Source organism: Superficieibacter sp., assembly GCF_032071645.1.
Classification (GTDB): domain Bacteria; phylum Pseudomonadota; class Gammaproteobacteria; order Enterobacterales; family Enterobacteriaceae; genus Superficieibacter.
In genome coordinates, this window is sequence record NZ_DAMAPU010000003.1 from 289915 (window position 1) to 312504 (window position 22590).

Genomic DNA, 22590 nt, shown 5'->3' on the forward strand with positions numbered 1-22590 from the left:
GACATTATGTTTTTAGTCGACTCACACTGCCATCTTGATGGCCTTGATTATCAATCGCTGCATAAAGACGTTGATGACGCGCTAGCAAAAGCCGCTGCCCGTGACGTGAAGTTTTATCTTGCGGTGGCGACGACGCTGCCCGGCTACCGTGGAATGCGCGAGCTGGTGGGCAACCGCGCGGACGTCGTTTTCTCCTGTGGCGTTCATCCGCTCAATCAGGACGAGGCGTATGACCCGGACGAACTGCGTGCGCTGGCGGCGGAAGAGGGCGTCGTGGCGATGGGAGAAACCGGGCTGGATTATTTTTACACCCCGGAAACCAAAGCCCGTCAGCAGCAGTCTTTTCGCGATCATATCCGCATTGGCCGCGAGCTGAATAAGCCGGTGATTGTGCATACCCGCGATGCCCGCGCCGACACGCTGCAAATCCTCAGCGAAGAAAAAGTGACGGATTGTGGCGGCGTACTACACTGTTTTACAGAAGATCGTGAAACGGCGGGCAAACTGCTGGATATGGGGTTTTACATCTCGTTTTCCGGGATCGTCACCTTCCGTAACGCGGAACAGCTGCGTGATGCCGCGCGTTATATTCCGCTCGACCGCCTGCTGGTGGAGACGGATTCTCCCTATCTGGCACCGGTGCCGCATCGCGGAAAAGAGAATCAACCTGCGATGACCCGCGATGTGGCAGAATAATGGCCGTGTTAAAAGGCGTGACCCTTGAACAACTGGCGCAACAAACCACGGAAAACTTCGCCAGCCTGTTCCATATCGATCCGCAGCGCCTGCCATCTGCCTGAAAAACTAATTATTTTAATGCTCGTAATTAATCTGCAAACCGCGTAAAGTTCACCGCCGAAAAACGGGCGGTGAAGCGCAATAATTAGTCTCTTTACGGTTCATTTTCCGGGGTTATAAAAATTTTCTAATGATTGATGGCTGAAATGTGATTGCCATCAAACAAAAAAACTGTGATTTATTTTACTCTGTGTAATAAATAAAGGCTCTAAGAAGCCTGATCCCTTGTGAGGCTCTCCCCCCTCACTCATGCGTGAAAACGTAAAAAAGCACAAATACTCAGGAGCACTCTCAATTATGTTCAAGAATGCATTTGCTAACCTGCAAAAGGTCGGTAAATCGCTGATGCTGCCGGTATCCGTACTGCCTATCGCGGGTATCCTGCTGGGCGTCGGTTCTGCAAACTTCAGCTGGCTACCGGCGGTGGTTTCTCATGTCATGGCGGAAGCGGGCGGTTCCGTTTTTGCTAACATGCCGCTGATTTTCGCTATCGGCGTGGCGCTGGGCTTCACCAACAACGATGGCGTATCCGGTCTTGCCGCCGTGGTTGCCTATGGCATCATGGTGAAAACCATGGCGGTGGTTGCACCGCTGGTGCTGCATTTACCTGCGGAAGAAATTGCTGCCAAGCACCTCGCCGATACCGGCGTACTGGGCGGTATCATCGCAGGCTCGATTGCGGCCTACATGTTCAACCGCTTTTATCGCATCAAGCTGCCTGAGTATCTGGGCTTCTTTGCGGGCAAACGCTTCGTACCGATTATCTCCGGTCTGACCGCGATTGTTTTCGGTGTCGTTCTGTCCTTCATTTGGCCGCCGATCGGTACGGCTATTCAGACCTTCTCCCAGTGGGCTGCCTACCAGAACCCGGTAGTGGCATTTGGTATCTACGGCTTTATCGAACGTAGCCTGGTACCCTTTGGTCTGCATCACATCTGGAACGTTCCATTCCAGATGCAGATTGGCGAATACACCAACGCCGCAGGTCAGGTGTTCCACGGTGATATTCCGCGCTACATTGCAGGCGACCCGACGGCGGGTAAACTGTCCGGCGGCTTCCTGTTCAAAATGTATGGTCTGCCTGCTGCCGCGATTGCTATCTGGCACTCCGCTAAGCCGGAAAACCGCGCTAAAGTCGGCGGCATCATGGTCTCCGCTGCGCTGACCTCGTTCCTGACCGGTATCACCGAACCGATTGAATTCTCCTTCATGTTCGTTGCGCCGATCCTGTACGTGATCCACGCGATTCTGGCAGGTCTGGCGTTCCCGATTTGTATTCTGCTGGGAATGCGCGACGGTACGTCGTTCTCACACGGTCTGATTGACTTTGTGGTGCTGAGCGGCAACAGCAGCAACCTGTGGCTGTTCCCGGTTGTCGGCCTGTGCTACGCGGCAGTGTACTACACCGTATTCCGCGTGCTGATCAAAGCGCTGAATCTGAAAACGCCGGGTCGTGAAGACGCCAGCGAAGATGCTAAAGCAGGTGCCAGCAGTGAAATGGCTCCGGCGCTGGTTGCCGCCTTCGGTGGTAAAGACAACATCACCAACCTGGATGCCTGCATCACCCGTCTGCGCGTGAGCGTGGCGGACGTTGCGAAGGTCGATCAGGCTGGCCTGAAACGTCTTGGCGCGGCAGGTGTGGTCGTTGCAGGTTCAGGCGTGCAGGCGATTTTCGGTACCAAATCTGACAACCTGAAAACTGAAATGGATGAGTACATCCGTCACAGTTAAGTCGTAAGTTTGGGGAGACAAAAAGGCAGCCTGCGGGCTGCCTTTTTTATGACTATTTTTCGACGTCGGCTGGCCGGGATAACCGGCGAGGCAGTGTTCAGCACTGCCGTCTCCGGACAGCGTGGCGCTGTAGTTAATCGACCACGACCCTCTGATACGCCTCGCGCATAGCCATAAATGCCGCTCTCCACGGGCTTTATGGGTCGGGTTGTCTGCTATTTAGCGCTGACGGGAATTGTCAAACTCATAGAAATGGAGGGAGGAAATAGAGCGGAAGGGAAGAAGGGAGCCAACAGGCTCCCTTAATGCAGCATCATCAGAAGCTGTAATTCGCGGTCACGGAGAAATTACGCGGCGCGCCGTACACAATGCCACGACTGTTGACGTTGGTGTCGTATTCTTTGTCAAACAGGTTGTCTACGTTGGCCTGAACAGAAAAGTCTTTGGTCAGCTTGTAGCGGGCAAACAGATCCACCAGCGCGAAGCTACCCTGCTCAGAGCGGTAAGTGCCGGTCGGTACGGAAACGTCAGACCAGACGTGATTCTGCCAGTTAACGCCGCCGCCAACGGTAATATCCTCGGCGATCGGCAGGCGATAACTGGTAAACAGTTTTGCGCTGGTGCGCGGCAGATCCGGGTTCACCGCCTCGCCTTCGCTGTCTTCAGCCACGTAGCGGGTAATGCCGAAAGTCATCTGCCAGGCATCGGTCAGCGCGCCGTTGACTTCAAACTCAATACCTTTACTCACCGTGCCATCCACTTCTTTATACGCAGTTTCACCGCTGGTGCCGGGGATCAGCGCCCCCGTTGACTGCGCCAGGTGGTCCTGCTCAATGCGGAAGATCGCCAGCGAGCTGGTCAGACGGCTGTTCATCCAGTCGCCTTTCACACCGGCTTCGTAGTTGTTGCCGGTGATTGGCGACAGATACTTACGCTCGATGTTGCGCTGGGTCTGCGGTTTAAATACCGAGGTATAGCTGGCGTAGGTGGACCAGGTATCATCGATATCAAACACAATCCCGGCATACGGAGAAGTATTGTTTTTCTCCATCTTCTGATTCAGGGTATCCAGATTGTATTTGGTGTAGCGCGCGCCGAGGATCACATGCAGCGGATCGGCCAGCGAAACGCGTGTCGCCATATAAGCGGATTTCTGATGGATGGTATCGTTCTGCGCAACGCTCAGCGGGTTCCAGTCGGTTTCCGGGAAGTTAGCGTCGTAAGTGTAGAAGCTGCCCAGTTCGGTATCGCCGATGTTAGCCCATGAACTGTAGTAGGTGTTGTTTTGACGGCTGTAGCTGGTACCGATCATCAGTTCGTGCTGGCGACCAAACAGTTCATAAGAGCCGTTGGCGAAGGTGTCCAGCGCATCAACTTTACGTTTACCGGTGTTATACCCCGTGCCGCCAACGTATGGATAAGACGCGCCGTACGGGCTGACCATCACGCCGGTGGTTTTATCGACCAGGCCATCAAGGTAAAGCTGCTGGCTGTCGAGATCCATTTCGGTGTGGGTGCCATTGACCGTCAACTGCCAGTCGTTGCCAAGCTTCTGATTGAGGGTCACGAAAGTCCGCTGGGATTCTTTATCGTTATACGCCCAGTCAGGCGCGGCGCTGTAGCTGCGGTCAGGCTTCACTTTGCTGCCGTCGGTGTACCAGCGCGGCGCACCGCCCCAGGTCGGGCTGTTGACGTTTGTTTGCTGATAGTCATAGCCCACGGAGAAACTGGTGTAATCGGTCAGATCGACATCCACCACGCCATAGAAGAATTTTTTCTTCTGATTGTAGTTGTCGAGCCAGCTGTCGTTATCCTGGTAGCCAGCAACCATACGGCCACGGATTTTACCGCTGTCAATCAGCGGGCTTTGCAGATCCATCACGTAGCGCTGTTTGTTCCAGCTACCGTATTCGGCGGACACGTCGCCTTTAAATTCACGGCTGTCGGCGTGCTTGCGGACCATGTTGATGGCGGCGGACGGGTTGCCGGTGCCGGTAGTCAGGCCATTCGCGCCACGAACCACTTCAATACGCTCATAAATCGCGGTATCTGACAGCGCATCGCCAAGATTCCAGCGCGATTCGAACAGCGTCGGGATGCCGTCAACCATATAGTTGTCGATGGCAAAACCGCGCGCGTAGTAGGACGCGCGGTCGGAGTCGGCAAAGCTTTCGCTGATGCCGGTGGTGTTTCTCAGCACATCACCCAGAGACTGCAACTGCTGATCTTCCATGCGCTGTTCGCCAATCACGCTCACCGACTGCGGAATATCGCGCTGGACCAGGTTCATTTTCGTCCCTGCGGTCGTCGCTTTTACGCTGTAATCGCTGTCTTCGGCATCGCTGCTGGCTGGCGTAGCGGCATCAACAACGATGGTATCTTCTTTTTTACTGTCGGCGGCGAAGACGGTGGTGGGCATGAGTGCAAAAGCGATGCAGGCTGCCAGCAATGTTGGCGTGGCGGCAGGCAACTGCTCCCTGGATGAATGAGTGAAAGACATGATAAACCCTTTGTTATGGTCAACGTTTTAGTTCAGAGCCGATGCGATGCCGGCTTTGAAGTAAAGTAAATAGGTCAGGTCGCATTTGCGCATGTAAATGCAAATGCGAAATATACGCATTTAAGTTCAGCGTGTAAACAGATGTAACCGATGTTTCTGGAACGGAGTTTTACTTACCCGGCAGCCATCAGATGATGACTTAAGGGGCGGCGGGCGGTGAAAGGGCGAAGAAAACATCGGATAAAGTTGAAAGAGCGTGAGTAAGTCGCTCATACTCTTAGGGATGTTGTATCCTGTAATCACAGGTACGCACAGCAATAATGAATTAAGGAAAAGGACATGGCTGAAGAGACAATTTTTAGTAAGATTATCCGCCGCGAAATCCCGTCGGACATTGTGTATCAGGATGAACTCGTCACCGCGTTTCGTGACATCTCTCCACAGGCACCGACGCACATCCTTATCGTTCCCAACATTCTGATCCCGACCGTTAATGACGTTAGCGAAGCGCACGAGCAGGCGCTGGGCCGCATGGTCGTAGTGGCGGCGAAAATCGCCCGTGACGAAGGCATTGCTGAAGATGGCTACCGCCTTATCATGAACTGCAATCGTCATGGCGGGCAGGAAGTCTGGCATATTCATATGCATCTGCTGGGCGGTCGCGTGCTGGGACCGATGCTGGCGCACAAAGGCCACTAATATGATAAGAGGACGTTTTGCGGCGCTGCTGGTCATCGCGCTACTGGCCGGATGTCGCTCATCGCACCCGGAAATTCCGGTCGGCGAGCAACAAACGCTGGTCATGGAAGCCACCGTGCTGGCGGCAGGCATCAGCGCGCAGCCGCCTGAACTCAAAAATTCAGACATTCAGGCCAGTGCGTCCTCTGCGCTGTTCAATGAACGCAATGAACCCATTACCGTCCACTACCGTTTCTACTGGTACGACGGCAGGGGGCTGGAAATGCACCCGCTTGAAGCGCCGCGTAGCGTCACCATTCCCGGTCATTCGGGCGTAACGCTGTTCAGCACCGCCAACGGCCTGGGTGCAGAGAAGGTCAGACTTTATCTCTATTTATAACAACAATCCTCTGCGGCTTTCGAGGTTGAGAAAGACGACGAGCAAACTACGGGGTGAACCTTGATGATAACCATGCGTCGCTTTGCGCTTATTAGCGCCCTGGCGATATTTCTCGCGGGCTGTGTGCCTAAAGATCAGCAACCGGCACCGGTGGACACCGTCCAGCCAGGAACCCAGCAGCCACAGCCTGCTCAGCCGACACAGCCGCCGCCGATCGTACCTGGTGTGCCGACGATCCCGCAGCAGCCTGGCCCGATTGAGCATCAGGACGACACTACCGCCCCAGCGCCGCGCGAACGTCACTATGACTGGAACACGGCGTTCCAGCCGCTGGCCGCGAAAATGCTTCAGGCGGACGGTGTGAATGCCGGTAGCGTCCTGCTGGTGGACAGCGTTAATAACCGTACCAATGGTTCGCTGAACGCGGGTGAAGCCACCGAAGCGCTGCGCAATGCGCTGGCGAACAACGGGAAATTCACGCTTGTTTCTGCCCAGCAGCTTTCAATTGCAAAACAGCAGCTTGGCCTGTCGCCGCAGGACAGCCTTGGCAGCCGCAGTAAAGCCATCGGTATTGCCCGCAACGTTGGCGCACACTACGTGCTTTACTCCAATGCTTCCGGCAACGTCAACGCGCCGACTCTCCAAATGCAACTGATGCTGGTGCAGACTGGCGAGATTATCTGGTCAGGTAAAGGTGCCGTTCAGCAACAGTAAACTCACGCGTGACCAGCTACTGGCACGCTTTTTTCCCGGTTTCCGTCCCGCCGCCCCGCAAGCGCATTGCGGATTAAGCGGCGGGAGCGGCATTATCGAAAAGGGGCAGCAGCGTTACGTGCTGCGCCAGCATCACGATCCGCACGCCCCGGAATTCCACTTCCTGCGCCAGTATCATCTTCTTCGCCGCCTGCCCGCCACGCTTGCCCCCGCGCCGATTTTTTATACGCCCGGCTGGATGGTGGTGGATTATCTGCCCGGGGAAGTGAAAACCACACTGCCGGACTCTCGCCCGCTGGCGCAGGTGCTGTATCATCTGCACCAGCAGCCGCGCTACGGCTGGCCGGTAACGCTGATGCCGCTGCTTGAATCTTACTGGCAACATTGCTCTCCCGCGCGTCGCACGCTTTTGTGGCTGCGCCTGTTAACGCGGCTGAGAAAGCAGGGCCAGCCTGCACCGCTGCGTCTGGCTCCGCTGCATATGGATGTGCATCCCGGTAACATCGTCCATACCGCCAACGGTTTGCGGCTGATTGACTGGGAATATGCCGGAGACGGCGATGTGGCGCTTGAGCTGGCGAGCGTGTGGGCAGACGAGCACAGGCGGCGAAAGCTGGTTGCTGAGTATGCCGCTGTTGCGCGTATCCCGCCGGACGATCTCTGGTGGCAGGTGCAGCGCCTGCGACCGTGGGTATTGATGTTAATGGCTGGCTGGTACGAATGCCGCTGGCAGCAGACCGGCGACGGGCAATTTGTCGCTCTCGCCGATGACGTATGGAATCAGTTAAAAATAAAACAACAGGAGAGGTAAGCGTGGGTCCGGTAATGTTGGATGTCGAAAGCTATGAACTGGATGCGGAAGAGCGCGAAATTCTGGCGCATCCGTCGGTAGGCGGATTAATTCTTTTTACCCGCAACTACCACGATCCCGCGCAGCTGCGCGAACTGGTGCGCCAGATCCGCGCGGCTTCGCACCACCGGCTGGTGGTGGCCGTCGATCAGGAAGGCGGACGGGTACAGCGTTTTCGCGAGGGCTTCACCCGGCTTCCCGCTGCGCAGTCCTTTGCCGCGCTGCACGGCCTGGAAGAGGGCGGCAGGCTGGCAGAAGAGGCGGGTTGGCTGATGGCCAGTGAAATGATCGCCATGGATATTGATATCAGCTTCGCGCCGGTACTGGATGTGGGGCATATCTGCACTGCCATTGGCGAACGTTCTTATCATGACGATCCGCAGCAGGCGCTGGCAATGGCGCGGCGTTTTATTGACGGGATGCATAGCGCCGGTATGAAAACGACCGGTAAGCATTTCCCCGGCCACGGTGCGGTCATCGCCGACTCGCATAAAGAAACGCCGCACGATCCGCGCCCGGAAGCCGACATCCGCGCCCGCGATATGACCATCTTCCGCACGCTCATTGATGAAAATCGCCTCGATGCGATCATGCCCGCGCACGTTATTTACACCCAGGTCGATCCGCGCCCGGCCAGCGGCTCCCCGCACTGGCTGAAAACGGTACTGCGTGACGAGCTGAAATTTAACGGGGTAATTTTTTCCGACGATCTGTCTATGGAAGGCGCGGCGATCATGGGCAGCTACGCCGAGCGCGGACAGGCATCGCTGGACGCGGGTTGCGATATGATCCTCGTCTGCAATAATCGTAAAGGGGCGGTCAGCGTGCTGGATAATCTGTCGCCGATCAATGCGCAGCGTGTTACGCAATTGTATCATAAAGGTTCATTTACTCGTCAGGAGCTGATGGATTCCGCGCGATGGAAAACCGTCAGCACGCAGCTGAATGCCCTGCACGAGCGCTGGCAGGAAACCAAAGCAAGCCACTAATCCCTTCACGGGAGATGATGTGTTGTGAGGATGCGATGATTATCTATTTACACGGTTTTGACTCAAACAGTCCCGGCAACCACGAAAAGGTGCTGCAACTGCAATTTATCGATCCCGATGTGCGGCTGATTAGCTACAGCACCCGCCATCCAAAGCATGATATGCAGCATCTGTTGAAAGAGGTTGATAAAATGCTCCAGCTCAACGCTGACGACCGTCCGCTCATCTGCGGCGTCGGGCTTGGCGGTTACTGGGCCGAGCGCATCGGCTTTCTCTGTGACATCCGCCAGGTGGTGTTTAACCCGAACCTGTTCCCGGCGGAAAATATGGAAGGCAAAATCGACCGCCCGGAAGAGTACTCGGATATCGCCACTAAGTGCGTCAGCAACTTCCGTGAAAAAAATCGCGACCGCTGCATGGCTATCCTTTCCCGTCAGGATGAAGCCCTCAACAGCCAGCGCAGCGCGGAGATGTTGCAACCTTTCTATGAAATTGTCTGGGACGAAGAGCAGACCCACAAATTCAAAAACATCTCGCCGCATTTGCAGCGGATCAAAGCCTTTAAAACCCTGGGATAAGCCCGCTCAGCGTCCTGAAGGCCAGCCATGCGCTGGCCTTTTTTATGCCCTGTAAAAGTGCCTGTTCAACTTTTCAGCGGCAAAACTTGATGTACATCAATTTTGGTATGACCAATGAGCCGATCGTGTTATTCTGATGCAGGTGATAAAGTTTCAGGTCAGTAACTTGTTGTTAATTAAACGTTATTTCCATAACTTTTAATTAACAATTGGTTAATAATTTTAGGGGGTCACGTTGACTACACCATTGAAGAAAATTGTGATTGTAGGTGGCGGTGCAGGCGGTCTTGAGCTGGCAACGCAGCTGGGCAAAAAACTGGGGCGCGGCAAAAAAGCCAAAATTACCCTGGTGGATCGCAATCACAGCCATCTGTGGAAACCGCTGCTGCACGAAGTGGCAACCGGCTCGCTGGATGAAGGCGTGGATGCCTTAAGCTATCTGGCGCACGCGCGTAACCATGACTTCCAGTTCCAGCTCGGTTCCGTCACGGATATCAACCGTGACAGTAAAACGCTCACCCTCGCCGAACTGCGCGATGAGAAAGGCGAACTGCTGATGCCGGAGCGTAAGCTGGCCTACGACACGCTGATCATGGCGCTGGGCAGCACCTCCAACGATTTCAACACCCCGGGCGTTAAGGAAAACTGTATTTTCCTCGACAACCCGCATCAGGCGCGTCGTTTCCATCAGGAAATGCTCAACCTGTTCCTGAAATTCTCCGCTAATCTCGGTGCCAGTGGCAAAGTTAACATCGCCATTGTCGGCGGTGGGGCGACCGGGGTAGAGCTGTCGGCGGAACTGCATAATGCCGTGAAGCAATTGCACAGCTACGGCTACAAAGGGCTGACTAACGAAGCGCTGAACGTCACGCTGGTGGAAGCCGGGGAGCGTATTCTTCCGGCGTTGCCGCCGCGTATTTCCGGTGCGGCGCACAATGAACTGACCAAACTCGGCGTGCGGGTACTGACCAAAACGATGGTTACCAGTGCCGATGCGGGCGGCCTGCATACTAAAGAAGGCGAGTATATCGCCGCCGATCTGATGGTCTGGGCGGCGGGCATTAAAGCGCCGGACTTTATGAAAGACATCGGCGGACTGGAAACTAACCGCATCAACCAACTGGTGGTAGAGCCGACGCTGCAAACCACCCGCGACCCGGATATTTACGCCATCGGCGACTGCGCTTCCTGCGCCCGTCCTGAAGGTGGCTTCGTGCCGCCGCGCGCCCAGGCCGCCCACCAGATGGCAACCTGCGCGCTGCACAATATTCTTGCGCAGGACAAAGGCAAGTCGCTGAAAGCGTACGTCTATAAAGATCACGGTTCGCTGGTTTCGCTGTCCCGGTTCTCTACCGTCGGTAGCCTGATGGGGAATCTGATGAGCGGGTCGATGATGATTGAAGGGCGCATCGCGCGTTTCGTTTACATCTCGCTGTACCGGATGCACCAGATTGCGCTGCACGGCTACTTCAAAACCGGCCTGATGATGCTGGTGGGCAGCATTAACCGGGTGATCCGCCCGCGTCTGAAGCTGCACTAAACTTCCTTCCTGCCACACGTTTCCGGCACATAATCCTGTTAAACAGGATTATGTGCTTAAGAGTTCTCTGAATCCTGCTGTTATCCACTATATTCAGCCCTGTTCTGATTGGCGAAATATTCCCTTGATTGCAAAATTATGACTAATTGCAACGAAGGAGGATCTCCCGTGAATAAATCCATGTTGGCGGGTATAGGGATTGGCGTCGCCGCTGCGCTGGGTGTGGCAGCCGTAGCCAGTCTGAACGTCTTTGACCGTGGCCCGCAGTATGCTCAGGTAGTGTCCGCAACGCCGATTAAAGAAACGGTGAAAACCCCGCGCCAGGTATGTCGGAACGTCAATGTGACGCACCGCCGCCCGGTGCAGGATGAAAACCGTATCGCTGGCTCGGTGCTCGGTGCAGTTGCCGGTGGCGTCGTCGGTCATCAGTTTGGCGGCGGACGCGGTAAAGATGTCGCGACCATCGTCGGGGCGCTCGGCGGTGGATACGCCGGTAATCAGATCCAGGGATCGATGCAGGAAGGCGATACCTACACCACTACGCAACAGCGCTGCAAAACGGTGTATGACAAATCGGAAAATATGCTCGGTTATGACGTGACTTACAAAATCGGCGATCAGCAGGGAAAAATTCGGATGAAGAACGATCCGGGTACGCAAATCCCCCTCGACAACAACGGTCAGCTGGTCCTGAATAACAAAGCGTAAAAAAAGCGTTATCTGCTGTTTGCCCCTCATCGCTCAGGCTGAGGGGCTTTTTTGCGACCGTTACAGCTCCAGCATTCGCGGCCACAGGCTGAAAGTGGTGCGGATGATCTGCTGCAAATCTTCAAGCGTTGCGCCTTCACGGGCGCTAATCGACATCCCCTGTAAAATACAGTTTAAAAACTGCGCCAGAGCGGGAATATCTTTCTGCGCAGGGATCTCGCCACGCTGCTGACGGGACAGTAAAAACTGGCGCAACGTTTGCTCCTGCTGGGCGTGACGGGTTTTCAGCGTCCGCGCAATTTCCTTTGATGAAGCAGCGAGCGTCGCCGACGTGTTGATCATAAAGCAGCCCGCAGGGGTTTCTTTGCTGGTAAAGCAGGTGGCGACAGCAGTGAAATAGCCCGTCAGAGCCTGCTCAACGCTTTTCTCTTCGCTGAACAGTTCCGCTTCGTAGCGGGCAGCGAAACGTGAAATATAGCGGTCGAGAACAGCACGAAACAGCCCTTCTTTATTAACAAACTCTGCGTAAAGGGTGGGGGCTTTTGCGCCAGTCGCTTCTACCAGATCGGCAAGCGACGTCGCTTCGTACCCGTGTTCCCAGAAGAGTGTCATGGCCTTGTCCAGCGCCGCTTCCCTGTCGAACACCTTTGGTCGGCCACGGCATTTTTTTGTGCAACTTTGAATGTCAGTTGTCATGGTGCCGTCGTACCTGTATCGGTTAAATGAATAACCATTATAAAAATAAATGTATCCGGGCACCAGCGCGGCGACGAATAAAAAAATTATAAGGTTATTTATTTGAAAGATAAGTGTTTTATTTTACTTTAACGATCGGTAATAAATTAATGTTGACTGTGATATAGATCACGCTTATGATTTACCTATCGATCGTTAAGTTAATCCTGACGACCAAACATTCATCTGCAAAAGGTCACTATCATGAAAAACGTAAAAACCCTTATCGCTGCCGCTGTTCTTAGCTCCCTGTCTTTCGCCAGCTTCGCCGCCGTTCAGGTGCAGTCTACGCCAGCCGATCAGCAAAAAGTCGGTAATATCTCTGCCGATGCCGGGACTAACCTCGGTTCGCTGGAAAATCAACTGGCGCAGAAAGCTGATGAGATGGGCGCGAAATCATTCCGCATCACCTCTGTAAGCGGTCCGAATACGCTGCACGGCACCGCCGTGATTTATAAATAAGAATTAACCCTCTGCCTGATTATGCAGGAAGCCCCACGGTGGATGCCGTGGGGCTTTTTTTTATGCCCGGATCAGGATCAGGCGACGGCGTTTTCTTCAAGCTGGCGCATAAAGTTGCGCACCCATTCCATGCGGATTTTGCGCTCGCCTAACTCCTGGAAAAATTTCAGGCGGGTAGGGCCGTCGAGGCGGAAATGCTGCGGCTGCTTTTGCAGCAGGCCAATCAGCCAGGCCGGGTTAACGTGGTTGGTCGGCGCAAATTCAATTTGTCCGCCTTTGTCATTCCCCTCCAGCTTGCGAATGCCGAGGCGCTGCGCCTGCTGGCGTAAGAGGGCGATATCCAGCAGCGTGCGCGCCGGGTCCGGCAGCAGCCCGAAGCGGTCAATCAGCTCGACTTTAATTTCCTCAAGCTCGTTTTCGCTCTTCGCGCTGGCAATGCGCTTATAGAAAGAGAGGCGGGTGTTGACGTCCGGGATAAAATCATCCGGCAACAGCGATGGCATCCGCAGTTCCACTTCCGTTTGCTGGCTGGTGAGATCTTCCAGCGACGGCTCGCGTCCGGCTTTCAGGGCATCGACGGCGTTTTCCAGCAGGTCCATATACAGCGAGAAGCCAATGGTTTCCATTTGCCCGCTCTGATCTTCGCCGAGCAGTTCGCCCGCGCCACGGATCTCCAGATCGTGGGTCGCCAGCGCAAAACCCGCGCCTAAATCTTCCAGCGAGGCAATGGCCTCCAGACGTTTGTGGGCATCGGTAGTCATCGCTTTCGGATGCGGTGTCAGCAGCCAGGCGTAAGCCTGATGATGCGACCGGCCCACGCGCCCGCGTAGCTGATGAAGCTGCGCAAGGCCGAAGTGATCGGCCCGCTCAATAATGATGGTATTGGCGGTCGGAATATCAATGCCGGTTTCAATGATGGTGGTACATACCAGCACGTTAAAACGCTGATGGTGAAAGTCGTTCATCACCCGCTCCAGCTCGCGCTCGCGCATCTGCCCGTGACCGATGGCAATGCGCGCCTCCGGCACCAGTTCGGCGAGGCGCGACGCGGCTTTCTGAATGTTTTCCACGTCGTTGTAGAGATAATAAACCTGCCCGCCGCGCAGCACTTCACGCAGGATCGCCTCACGCACCACGAGGCTGTCGTACTCGCGCACGAACGTTTTCACTGCCAGACGACGCGCGGGCGGAGTAGCAATAATCGAAAGATCGCGCATTCCGCTCATCGCCATATTCAGCGTGCGCGGGATCGGCGTGGCGGTCAGGGTGAGAATATCCACATCCGCACGCATCGCTTTGATCCGCTCTTTATGCCGCACGCCGAAGCGGTGTTCTTCATCGACAATCAGCAGCCCCAGATCGCGCCATTTCACTTCCGGCTGAAGCAGCTTGTGGGTGCCGATCAGAATATCAATCTTACCCTCGGCAGCCTGCTCCAGAATTTGCGCCTGCTCTTTGGCGCTGCGAAAACGCGAAAGCATCTCGATGCGCACCGGCCAGTTGGCAAAGCGGTCGCGGAAGTTATCAAAATGCTGCTGGGCGAGCAGGGTGGTGGGGACCAGCACCGCCACCTGCTTGTTGTTTTCGATGGCGAGAAAAGCCGCGCGCATCGCGACTTCAGTTTTACCAAAGCCGACGTCGCCGCACACCAGACGATCCATCGCCAGCGGCTGGCACATATCGCTGAGCACTGCGTTAATCGCCACCGCCTGATCCGGGGTGGTTTCAAACGGGAAGCTGTCGCAAAAAAGCTGGTACTGTTCGCGGTTATGCTTAAAGGCGAAGCCTTTTTTCGCCGCGCGCTGGGCGTAAATATCCAGCAGTTCTGCCGCCACGTCGCGCACCCGTTCGGCGGCTTTCTGCCGTGCGCGGGTCCAGACATCGCTGCCGAGCTTATGCAGCGGGGCATTCTCTTCCGCGCCACCCGCATAGCGGCTAATCAGATGCAGCGAGGAGACCGGCACATACAGTTTGGCGTCGTTGGCGTAGGTCAGCATCAGATACTCACCTTTAATTCCGCCCGCTTCCAGAGTGGTCATCCCTGCGTAGCGCCCGACGCCGTGCTCCAGATGCACCACCGGCTGACCGATATGCAGCTCCGCCAGGTTGCGGATCAGGGTTTCCGGGTTAATGGTCCGACGGCTATCCTGACGGCGGCGTGCCACCCGTTCGCCGAGTAAATCGCTTTCGCAGATCAGCGCCCGGTTGCGCAGGGTATCAATATACCCGTGTTCGGCGGAGCCGATCATCAGGTAGCGCCCGTTATCCACGGCCTCATCCAGCCGCAGGATACGCTTCGGCGAAAGCTTAATCCGCGCCAGCAGTTCGCCGAGCGCTTCGCGGCGGCCTTCACTCTCCACCGAGAAAATCACCGGGCCGCTGAACGATTCAACAAATTTGCGCAGGCTGTCGAGCGGCGATTTTTGCTGCGCCTGCACCGCCAGATCCGGCAGGGTCTGGTAACCCAGATTGGTATTCGCGGCTTTCTCGGCCAGCTTTTCGGTTTTTAACTGCACGCGCGGCCAGTGCTTCAGCTCGCTGAACAGCTCCGGTGTCCGCAGCCAGAGCTGTTCCGGCGGCAGAAGCGGGCGCATCGGATCGACTCCGCGATTCTCAAACCGCGCCTGGGCGTCGGCGTAAAAGCGTTCGGCGCTGCTCTCAACGTCGCCGGTATTCACAATCAGCGTATTGGCCGGAAAATAGCTAAACAGCGGCGGTAGTGGCTCGCTGAAAAACAGCGGTTGCCAGTATTCGATCCCCGCAGGCAGGGTGCCTTTGCTCACCTGCTGATAGACATGCTCCGCGTCGCGCTTGACGTCAAATTTATCGCGCCACTGGCTACGAAACAGCTCAATAGCCGTTTTGTCCGTCGGAAACTCGTGTGCCGGAAGCAGATTAATGGCGTCCACTTCTTCGAGGGTGCGTTGGGTATCAGCATCAAACAGCCGCAGACTGTCGATTTCATCATCGAAAAAATCCAGACGGTACGGCTGGGCGCTGCCCATCGGAAAGAGATCCAGCAGCGCACCACGCGTCGCGTACTCGCCGTGCGCCATCACCTGATCAACATGACGATAACCGGCGGAATCCAGCTGCGCGCGTAATGCATCGCGCGACAGACGCTGGCCTTTTTGCATCACCAGCGCGTGACCGTGCAAAAAACTGTGCGGGCAGACGCGCTGCATCAGGGTACTGACCGGCAGGATCAGCACGCCGCGCTGCATGGTCGGTAGCTGGTAAAGCACTGAAAGGCGCGAGGAGATAATCTCCTGGTGCGGCGAGAAGCTGTCGTAGGGCAACGTCTCCCAGTCCGCGAGGTTCATCACCAGGCTGTCAGTGAACTGGTTGATTTCATCGTGCAGGCGCAGAGCATTTTGCATATCGGGTGCGACCAGCACAACCGGACCTGCATGGCGTTCGACGATCCCGGCGATCTCTGTCGCGCAGGCCGCGCCGGTCAACTCTCCCAGTTGGCGTTGATCGCCCGGTTTTGCGGGCAAGGAGTAACGGTGTTGTTCAGGCATAGGTCGTGTCGGGGTCTCTGATAAGTTTGCCGGGAAGATATGGGGACAACTCACGGATTCTCAATGCAAACTATTATCCGCGTTCATTTCGCATATGCAAAGCGTAGAACAATTAGCGATGCGGTGAGGGAATCTGTACACGTCATATTTCAGGTTGTCGGTTAGCTCTTTTCGCTAAATTCCGCCAGATGAACTGCATCGCCGTCTGCATCCCGCGTGAATTATTGAGAGTATTACATCGCTGCAAACTCGCCGGTTTTTTCTGCCCATCGCCAGCTCTCCTTTGTTCGGGTATTGGTCATCGTCAGCATGTGCCAGGAACGGGTACTGGCGTAAAGCGCAAAAAAATGCGACAGCACCGTTCCTAACTGGTGCATTTCACCCTCACAGCAGAAAGGCGCTGGATTAACATACAATGTGGATGAAAGTCCGCGTACCGCGACACCCCGAAAAATACGGTCTGTGGGCCGTGTTTCCAGCTTTTCCAGCGCATCCAGTTTTTCCTCAGACAGGCGTGCACAGAATGGTGTGTGAATGGCACAACGATCAAAAGTACGTAAAATATCGCGTAATCCCTCTATATCGTTCATGGAGAGATAATTTAGCGTCATCGTATTGAGCAGCGACCAGTGCAAAGGTCCGTCCGGTACGGGCGGTACGGGTTTTGTGGGCACGGTAATATTACGGAATGTCGCAACGGATGCATTTTTATCAGCCGCGACGCAGATATCACCTGCGGCCAGGCGGCAGGGATGTTCTGCATTCGTGCAGATAAGCGATATCTGAACAGGTTCAGAGCCGAGCAGAGTGGCATCCGGTATGCTATTGTCACCATGACGGAATGAAATAAAGTGCCCGGAAGCTTTGTTGAGCAAAGAACGCTGAATGCTGTACTGCCAGTAAATGATTCTGCGTTCCCGGTGATATTCAACAGGACGGCGAAAATCGTCTGATGACTGCCATCTGTGCAGACTGCTGTGGCGGGAGAGAGCGTTAAGATCATCCTCCCTGAATGTGCTGCGTTCCTGCCCCTGTACACGTTCAACGCTGAAGATATCAAAATATTCAGGTAAGGTATGTCTGACCCGCAACGGCCAGGCCTGGTGTGATTTATCAGGCGTGACAGGAACCGCATCATGGATAAACAGGTTTACAGCAGGAGCACAATGCAGGCGCAGAGACGAATTTTTCAGTTGAACGGTCTCAGGCAGAGGTCGGTCGAAATGAAGACGCAAAGTGAAGGTCCGGGTGAGGAACTCACCAGGCAGCCATATCCCGCTCAGATCAAAAAAGAAAAACGCATCAGGAAAGCAAAACCAGTCCTGCATTACCCGGAAGCCATTGTGGAGTTTTCTATTTTGCGGCAGCAGCGATTCATGGCGATTAAACCCGGACGGTTTTAAAGCCAGATCCGGCTGTGGATAACAGCGTCCATCAATAATCAGTTCGCATTCGCTGCGGTAGCGGCAAAGCCACAGATAAATTTGCCAGCGGCTGACAGGATTTTCATCTCCCAGCCATAAACTAAGGGTATTCAGGTCTGATGTCGTGACGGCACCGCCAGATAACGGCATGAAAGTGATATCAATCATTCCCCTGGCAGGCGTGCTGCGATTTTTTATAACCGTTATTTTTAATGGCAGTAAACGGATATTACGGCACAGGGAAAATATACAGGTCGGCTCTTCTTCAGGCAGGTCGTCCTGTGCGCCGGGCATCAGATAATTGTCTGTGGCTGTCTCTTTCTCCTGGGATTGGCTCATGACCTGCGTATTACGGGGTATATCGCACGCCACAGAGAGTGTGTGATCCGGCGTGTATTCAATAATAGTCATCGAGGGAACAGGACGAAGGTAATTTGGGCAGAGATGATTAATAAGAGGAACGGTAATTTCGGGGAATTCGTCATCAATCTTTTCGCGTAACCTCGCAGAAAGAAAAGCAAATCCCTCCATTGCTCTTGCTGTATCGGGGTCAATGTTTTTACTGTCCAGAAAACTTTCCAGGCAGGGATTTTCCTGCGCCAGGAGTCTGGCATATCTGCGAATATAGTCTAACTCTGCCCGATAATACTTTTCCTCAGAGGTCATCATATAACTCCAGAATATTTAATGACGTTTTATATTTTCCCTGATTATGCATCACGAATAACAATAAAAATAATAAATGGCACCTTAGCATAGAGTAAAAGTAAAGCGTGAATCTCTCATGCGTTATTTTTTCTGAAAATGAAATTTAAAATATATTAATTGACAACAAACCACGTAGAGCCATGATTGATTCATTTATTAACAACAGTACCAAATTGCCCAGAGAGACAGGCAGATCATATTCAGGCTGATGCACTGTCCCGGCGTTCTGGCATTTTGTTTCTGCTGGCATAATTTTGCTGAGGACACATTTATGTCACAGACCAATCTCCGGTTTACCGTTGAAGTGGACGGACAATCCGCAGAAACTTTTGCCGTTAACCGTTTTCATCTTTCACAGTCTTACTCTTCGCTGTTTAAGCTGAGAATCGATGTTGTCAGTAAACGTTGTGCACTGAAAGCCAGTACGCTTCTTGAGCAGACGGCGCGACTGACCATCTGGCAGGGCGACACACCTTTACGGCATGTGCAGGGCGCGATTACCGGATTTGAACGCGGTGAATACGACGGGAATAAAACCCGTTACAGTTTGTTGGTTCGCCCCTCCCTGTGGCGAAGCAGTTTGCGGCAGAATTTTCGTCATTTCCAGCAGCAGGATATTCAGAGCATTATCCAGCGACTGCTGGATGATAACCGTGTAACGGATACCGCATACCTGCTTGATGAAAAGCATCCGGCGCGGGAGTTTTGCGTACAGTATGGCGAAACAGATTATGATTTTCTCTGTCGCCTGATTGCAGAGGAAGGCATCTTTTTTTATGAGGAACATGCGCGAAAAGGCTCTCGGCAGAAGCTGGTTTTTTGTGATCGCGTGGTCTGCCTGCCGGATACGTTTCCGGTGCCATTCAACCCGCAGCCGCGCAGTACCATAACCGAATGTGTCAGCCGCTTTCTTTACCGCGCGCAGGTCCGACCGGCCTGTGTCATTACACAGGATTACACCTTCAAAGCCCCCCACTGGCAGGCCCGGTATCGTCACAATGCAATGGATCTTAACGGGCAGCGTAATCAGTATGAAATACTGGATTACCCGGGACGTTTCAAGGATGAACAGCATGGGGAGGATTTTTCCCGCTATCAGACAGAGGGCTGGCGTAATAATACAGAAACCGCATCAGGCAGCAGTAATTCACCCAAACTGTGGCCCGGAACGCGTTTTACGCTAACCGACCATCCGGCAGAGGATCTGAACCGGGAGTGGCAGGTCGTGGTCAGCGAGCTGCACGGTGAACAACCCCAGGCCACACCCGGAACGCCCAGGGAAGGTACCACGCTGGTCAATGAATTTCAGGCGATACCGGCAGACAAAACCTGGCGTTCAGCGCCCTTACCCAAACCCAGAGTGGACGGTCCCCAGCCAGCCTTAGTCACCGGGCCTCCGGGCGAGGAGATTTTCTGTGACGAGCACGGACGGGTGCGGGTGCAATTTTTGTGGGATCGCTATCATAAAGCTAATGAAGACAGCTCATGCTGGATACGGGTATCCCAGCCGTGGGCCGGAGCAGGTTTTGGTCATCTTGCCATCCCGAGGGTGGGACAGGAGGTCATTGTCGATTTTCTGAATGGTGATCCCGACCAGCCTGTTATTATGGGGCGCACCTATCACGAAAGTAACCGCTCGCCGGGAAAATTACCCTTAACCCGAACCCGGACAACAATCCGCTCGAAGACCTATAAAGGTGACGGATTTAATGAATTGCGTTTCGAGGATATGGCCGGGCGGGAAGAGGTTTATATTCATGCGCAGAAGGATATGAACCATGTGATAAATAATGACAGAACCAGCCTGACCAAGCGGCATTCTGTGGATAAAATTCAGGGGAACAGCGCAGTTCTGGTGGATGAAAGCCAGGTTACCCAGGTCGGGGGGACACAGAATACCTGTATAGGGGGTGATTGTGTTCTGTCGGTGGGAAATAATTTTACAGACGGGTATCGCAGCATGAAATTAACAGCTTTTCAGGATAATGCCGCAACTTTACTAAAACAAATGGCATTTTCGATAGGTGCTAATGGCATTTTACCTGGAGTGGGAAATATGACCACATTCATACAGGGAAGTCGGATGGAGCATATTAATATGTCTGACACCAGTTCAGTTACGGGAGCAAAACTGATAAATGCGGGTGAAAGAGTTTCCATTAGTGCTGGAACATCTTTGAAGTTTATTTCAGGGGCAAATAGTAAAGAAATATGCGGTGGTGTGAAAATAATTCAGGCCGCTGAGGGAGTGGAGATATATGCTGGAAATGCGTCGCTGATACTAAAACATGATGGTCAAGTAGATATCAAAGGTACTAAGCTGACAATAGAAGGCAGTGAAGAGATTTTGATTAAAAGTGTCAAAGTTAACATTGAGGCCAAATAGTTGAAAAAAAGAAGATTGATTTTTTCTATAATATGTTTTTTTATCGTATGTATAGAACTAGGAATGAGGATTACTATTTGGCAATCAGTTAATTCAATTACTACCAGTTCAGACAAATATAAATTAACTGTTACGATGTATGGTGAAATCGGGTTTGGCTATGTGAGTTGTCTTGCATATGATGAAGAAAATTATTTGGCCATACCTTATTCAATATGGTTAGTAAAAGATGTCTTTCTCCCAAAACTTATTTGTCAGTATCGAAGTGAGCACATTGATTTAAGAGTCATTGGTTCTGATGCTCAGGCAAGTTACCACTGGAGTTTCAAACAGTGGCAGTTTATAGATACAGCTAAAGAAATACAAGAGAAAACTCATGAGTGACACATTCAGTAAGAAAAACGATGCTGGAGAATTAGAGAGATGGTTTTTAAAAATAACTATATCCGGGGGAGAACAACCATTACCAAATGTAACTGACATTGGCGTTGATAGTTTACGGATAAATTATTGCTTATGGAGTCAGCAAGAGTATGAGGATCAGTTTCCGGTTCCATTAAAAATTAACAAAATATACAACCTTGAGAAAAATAGCAAACTCTATCCCAGCGAAGGCGCTTTCCCATGGATTATTTCCGATGATGAATCAGTTCCTTGGAAGTGTCAAATCAGCCAAGAAGAATTTGAAAATAGCTGCTACCTTATAATTTGGGCAGATCCAATTGGTTCTGCTGCTTTTTTTGACAGGGAAAGTAAATACTGGAAAGGAGTATTGAAATTAAATATTTTACCTTCAAAAAAAGCTGAAGAAGAAACTAACAATAATAATGTAAATCACGTGATTGAGGCAAGAATTAATATTGCGCAGAGTGTCATTTCTTATTTTATCGATTTAGTCCAGGAATTTAGTATGGATAACTATAAAGAGTTAAAAGATATTCATGACGATCTCGCACAAGGAAAACTAAGTGCATTGGGGAAGTTAGGTGTTATGGGACCTTCACTCGGGATAAATGATACCTGTTTTGAAGCAGGCGCAATTGATAATTTTGAGGCAGTTAGACATAATAAATTTGGATTTGGTGTAGACCTTTATGACTATCAGTATTATGAAGAACAGAGAAAAAAAGCGTTTGGCCCAGAGGGTAATTGTATTGAGTACTCCTCTGGGATCCCTTATGCATCTCATAATAACGCTGGTGGAAATGTTTCTCACACTAAATATTATAATAATAAAGTTGAGTGGAACCAAAATGGATCCGCGATTAGTATTTATGATTTCAAAACACCAATAAAAAAACTTTATGCTGAGATGATCCGTATAGGTAATGATGGTCGTATTTATAGCAATGAAGGGTTTTCGAACATAAACTGGGGGGTTATTGGGCGTCAACTTAATCTCAAAAAAGGTGATGCTAATTATTTTGCAGCACTTGACCCTTTCTCCAGTAATGAGCCACACGATGATTCTGCAACTGACATTGGGTATGAAATAGCTGACACATTAACTGATGAATTCAGTGACATCCCTGCAAAATTGGATCGACACGCTTTATTTTTGTTGGTTCTCAAGTCACTTACTGAAAATGACTATTTCACCTATTTAGGAGCAGAGTGTAGTAAAACGTTTGGTAAGTTAAGGTATTCACAGATTTGTAATTCAATTAAAAATAAAACTGAGGAAGAAAGAATTTCTTACTTAACTGAATTTAAAGAGAAATGGTTGAAAAACAAAAAATAGCTATAACCATGCGAGTATACATATAGAGTTAAAAGGCATAAAAATATGAAAGCAAGCTTTAAAAACTATCAATGCTATCATCGCTTCATAACATGAAGAATCTATAAGTGAACTTCGTATTTAT

Annotated in this window: 17 protein-coding genes and 1 pseudogene; 14 read left to right on the forward strand and 4 right to left on the reverse strand. The window is 52.5% G+C overall.

The window, feature by feature from the left end; genetic code table 11:
* Positions 1-6: 6 nt before the first annotated feature.
* Together RT197_RS08165 and ptsG are read left to right on the forward strand one after the other, a co-directional pair.
* Positions 7-800 (forward strand): annotated as a pseudogene (locus tag RT197_RS08165) (metal-dependent hydrolase).
* A gap of 295 nt (positions 801-1095) precedes the next feature.
* A complete protein-coding gene (ptsG, locus tag RT197_RS08170; protein ID WP_312949090.1) occupies positions 1096-2529 on the forward strand; it encodes a PTS glucose transporter subunit IIBC in 1434 nt (477 codons plus the stop codon).
* 316 nt (positions 2530-2845) lie between these two features.
* Here the strand turns inward: ptsG and fhuE are convergent, their stop codons facing one another.
* Positions 2846-5029: a ferric-rhodotorulic acid/ferric-coprogen receptor FhuE gene (gene fhuE / locus RT197_RS08175; protein WP_312949092.1), complete on the reverse strand. Its 2184-nt coding sequence runs from the start codon at positions 5027-5029 to the stop codon at positions 2846-2848.
* Positions 5030-5368: 339 nt separating this feature from the next.
* Between fhuE and hinT the strand changes: the two genes are divergently transcribed.
* The 8 genes from hinT to RT197_RS08215 all read left to right on the forward strand — a co-directional run bounded on the left by hinT (position 5369) and on the right by RT197_RS08215 (position 11486).
* Entirely contained in the window at positions 5369-5728 is a 360-nt protein-coding gene (gene hinT, locus RT197_RS08180; RefSeq protein WP_312949094.1) for a purine nucleoside phosphoramidase, read from the forward strand.
* Position 5729: 1 nt separating this feature from the next.
* Positions 5730-6107, forward strand: coding sequence for a YcfL family protein (locus tag RT197_RS08185; protein WP_312949096.1), 378 nt, complete (start codon positions 5730-5732; stop codon positions 6105-6107).
* 63 nt (positions 6108-6170) lie between these two features.
* On the forward strand, positions 6171-6821 hold the full coding sequence (lpoB, locus tag RT197_RS08190; RefSeq protein WP_312949098.1) for a penicillin-binding protein activator LpoB: 651 nt from the start codon (positions 6171-6173) through the stop codon (positions 6819-6821).
* Positions 6802-7632 (forward strand): thiamine kinase, encoded by an 831-nt coding sequence (gene thiK, locus RT197_RS08195; protein WP_312949100.1) that lies wholly within the window; start codon positions 6802-6804, stop codon positions 7630-7632. The genes lpoB and thiK overlap by 20 nt, the downstream gene beginning before the upstream one ends.
* 2 nt (positions 7633-7634) lie before the next feature.
* Positions 7635-8660: a beta-N-acetylhexosaminidase gene (gene nagZ / locus RT197_RS08200; protein WP_312949102.1), complete on the forward strand. Its 1026-nt coding sequence runs from the start codon at positions 7635-7637 to the stop codon at positions 8658-8660.
* Positions 8661-8695: 35 nt separating this feature from the next.
* The gene (ycfP, locus tag RT197_RS08205) at positions 8696-9238 is read left to right on the forward strand and encodes an alpha/beta hydrolase YcfP (RefSeq protein ID WP_312949103.1); all 543 of its coding nucleotides are present in this window, start codon (positions 8696-8698) and stop codon (positions 9236-9238) included.
* Positions 9239-9473: 235 nt separating this feature from the next.
* A complete protein-coding gene (locus tag RT197_RS08210) occupies positions 9474-10778 on the forward strand; it encodes an NAD(P)/FAD-dependent oxidoreductase (protein WP_312949105.1) in 1305 nt (434 codons plus the stop codon).
* 168 nt (positions 10779-10946) lie between these two features.
* A complete protein-coding gene (locus RT197_RS08215; RefSeq protein ID WP_312949107.1) occupies positions 10947-11486 on the forward strand; it encodes a glycine zipper 2TM domain-containing protein in 540 nt (179 codons plus the stop codon).
* Positions 11487-11546: 60 nt separating this feature from the next.
* Here RT197_RS08215 and RT197_RS08220 read toward each other — a convergent pair whose 3' ends face one another.
* On the reverse strand, positions 11547-12182 hold the full coding sequence (locus RT197_RS08220) for a TetR/AcrR family transcriptional regulator (protein WP_312949109.1): 636 nt from the start codon (positions 12180-12182) through the stop codon (positions 11547-11549).
* A 243-nt stretch (positions 12183-12425) separates the two neighbouring features.
* On the opposite strand from RT197_RS08220, the gene bhsA reads away from it, so the two are divergent.
* Positions 12426-12683, forward strand: a complete 258-nt coding sequence (gene bhsA / locus RT197_RS08225; RefSeq protein WP_312949111.1) for a multiple stress resistance protein BhsA — start codon at positions 12426-12428, stop codon at positions 12681-12683.
* 77 nt (positions 12684-12760) lie between these two features.
* Here bhsA and mfd read toward each other — a convergent pair whose 3' ends face one another.
* Together mfd and tssF are read right to left on the reverse strand one after the other, a co-directional pair.
* Positions 12761-16207, reverse strand: coding sequence for a transcription-repair coupling factor (gene mfd, locus RT197_RS08230; RefSeq protein WP_312949112.1), 3447 nt, complete (start codon positions 16205-16207; stop codon positions 12761-12763).
* Between the two features lie 233 nt (positions 16208-16440).
* Positions 16441-18300 (reverse strand): type VI secretion system baseplate subunit TssF, encoded by a 1860-nt coding sequence (tssF, locus tag RT197_RS08235; RefSeq protein ID WP_312949114.1) that lies wholly within the window; start codon positions 18298-18300, stop codon positions 16441-16443.
* A gap of 310 nt (positions 18301-18610) precedes the next feature.
* On the opposite strand from tssF, the gene tssI reads away from it, so the two are divergent.
* Genes tssI through RT197_RS08250 form a run of 3 tightly spaced genes read left to right on the forward strand, consistent with a single transcriptional unit; the run spans position 18611 to position 22466 of the window.
* A complete protein-coding gene (gene tssI / locus RT197_RS08240; protein ID WP_312949116.1) occupies positions 18611-20725 on the forward strand; it encodes a type VI secretion system tip protein TssI/VgrG in 2115 nt (704 codons plus the stop codon).
* Positions 20726-21109: a hypothetical protein gene (locus RT197_RS08245; RefSeq protein WP_312949118.1), complete on the forward strand. Its 384-nt coding sequence runs from the start codon at positions 20726-20728 to the stop codon at positions 21107-21109.
* Positions 21102-22466 (forward strand): hypothetical protein, encoded by a 1365-nt coding sequence (locus RT197_RS08250; RefSeq protein WP_312949120.1) that lies wholly within the window; start codon positions 21102-21104, stop codon positions 22464-22466. The genes RT197_RS08245 and RT197_RS08250 overlap by 8 nt, the downstream gene beginning before the upstream one ends.
* Positions 22467-22590 lie beyond the last annotated feature (124 nt).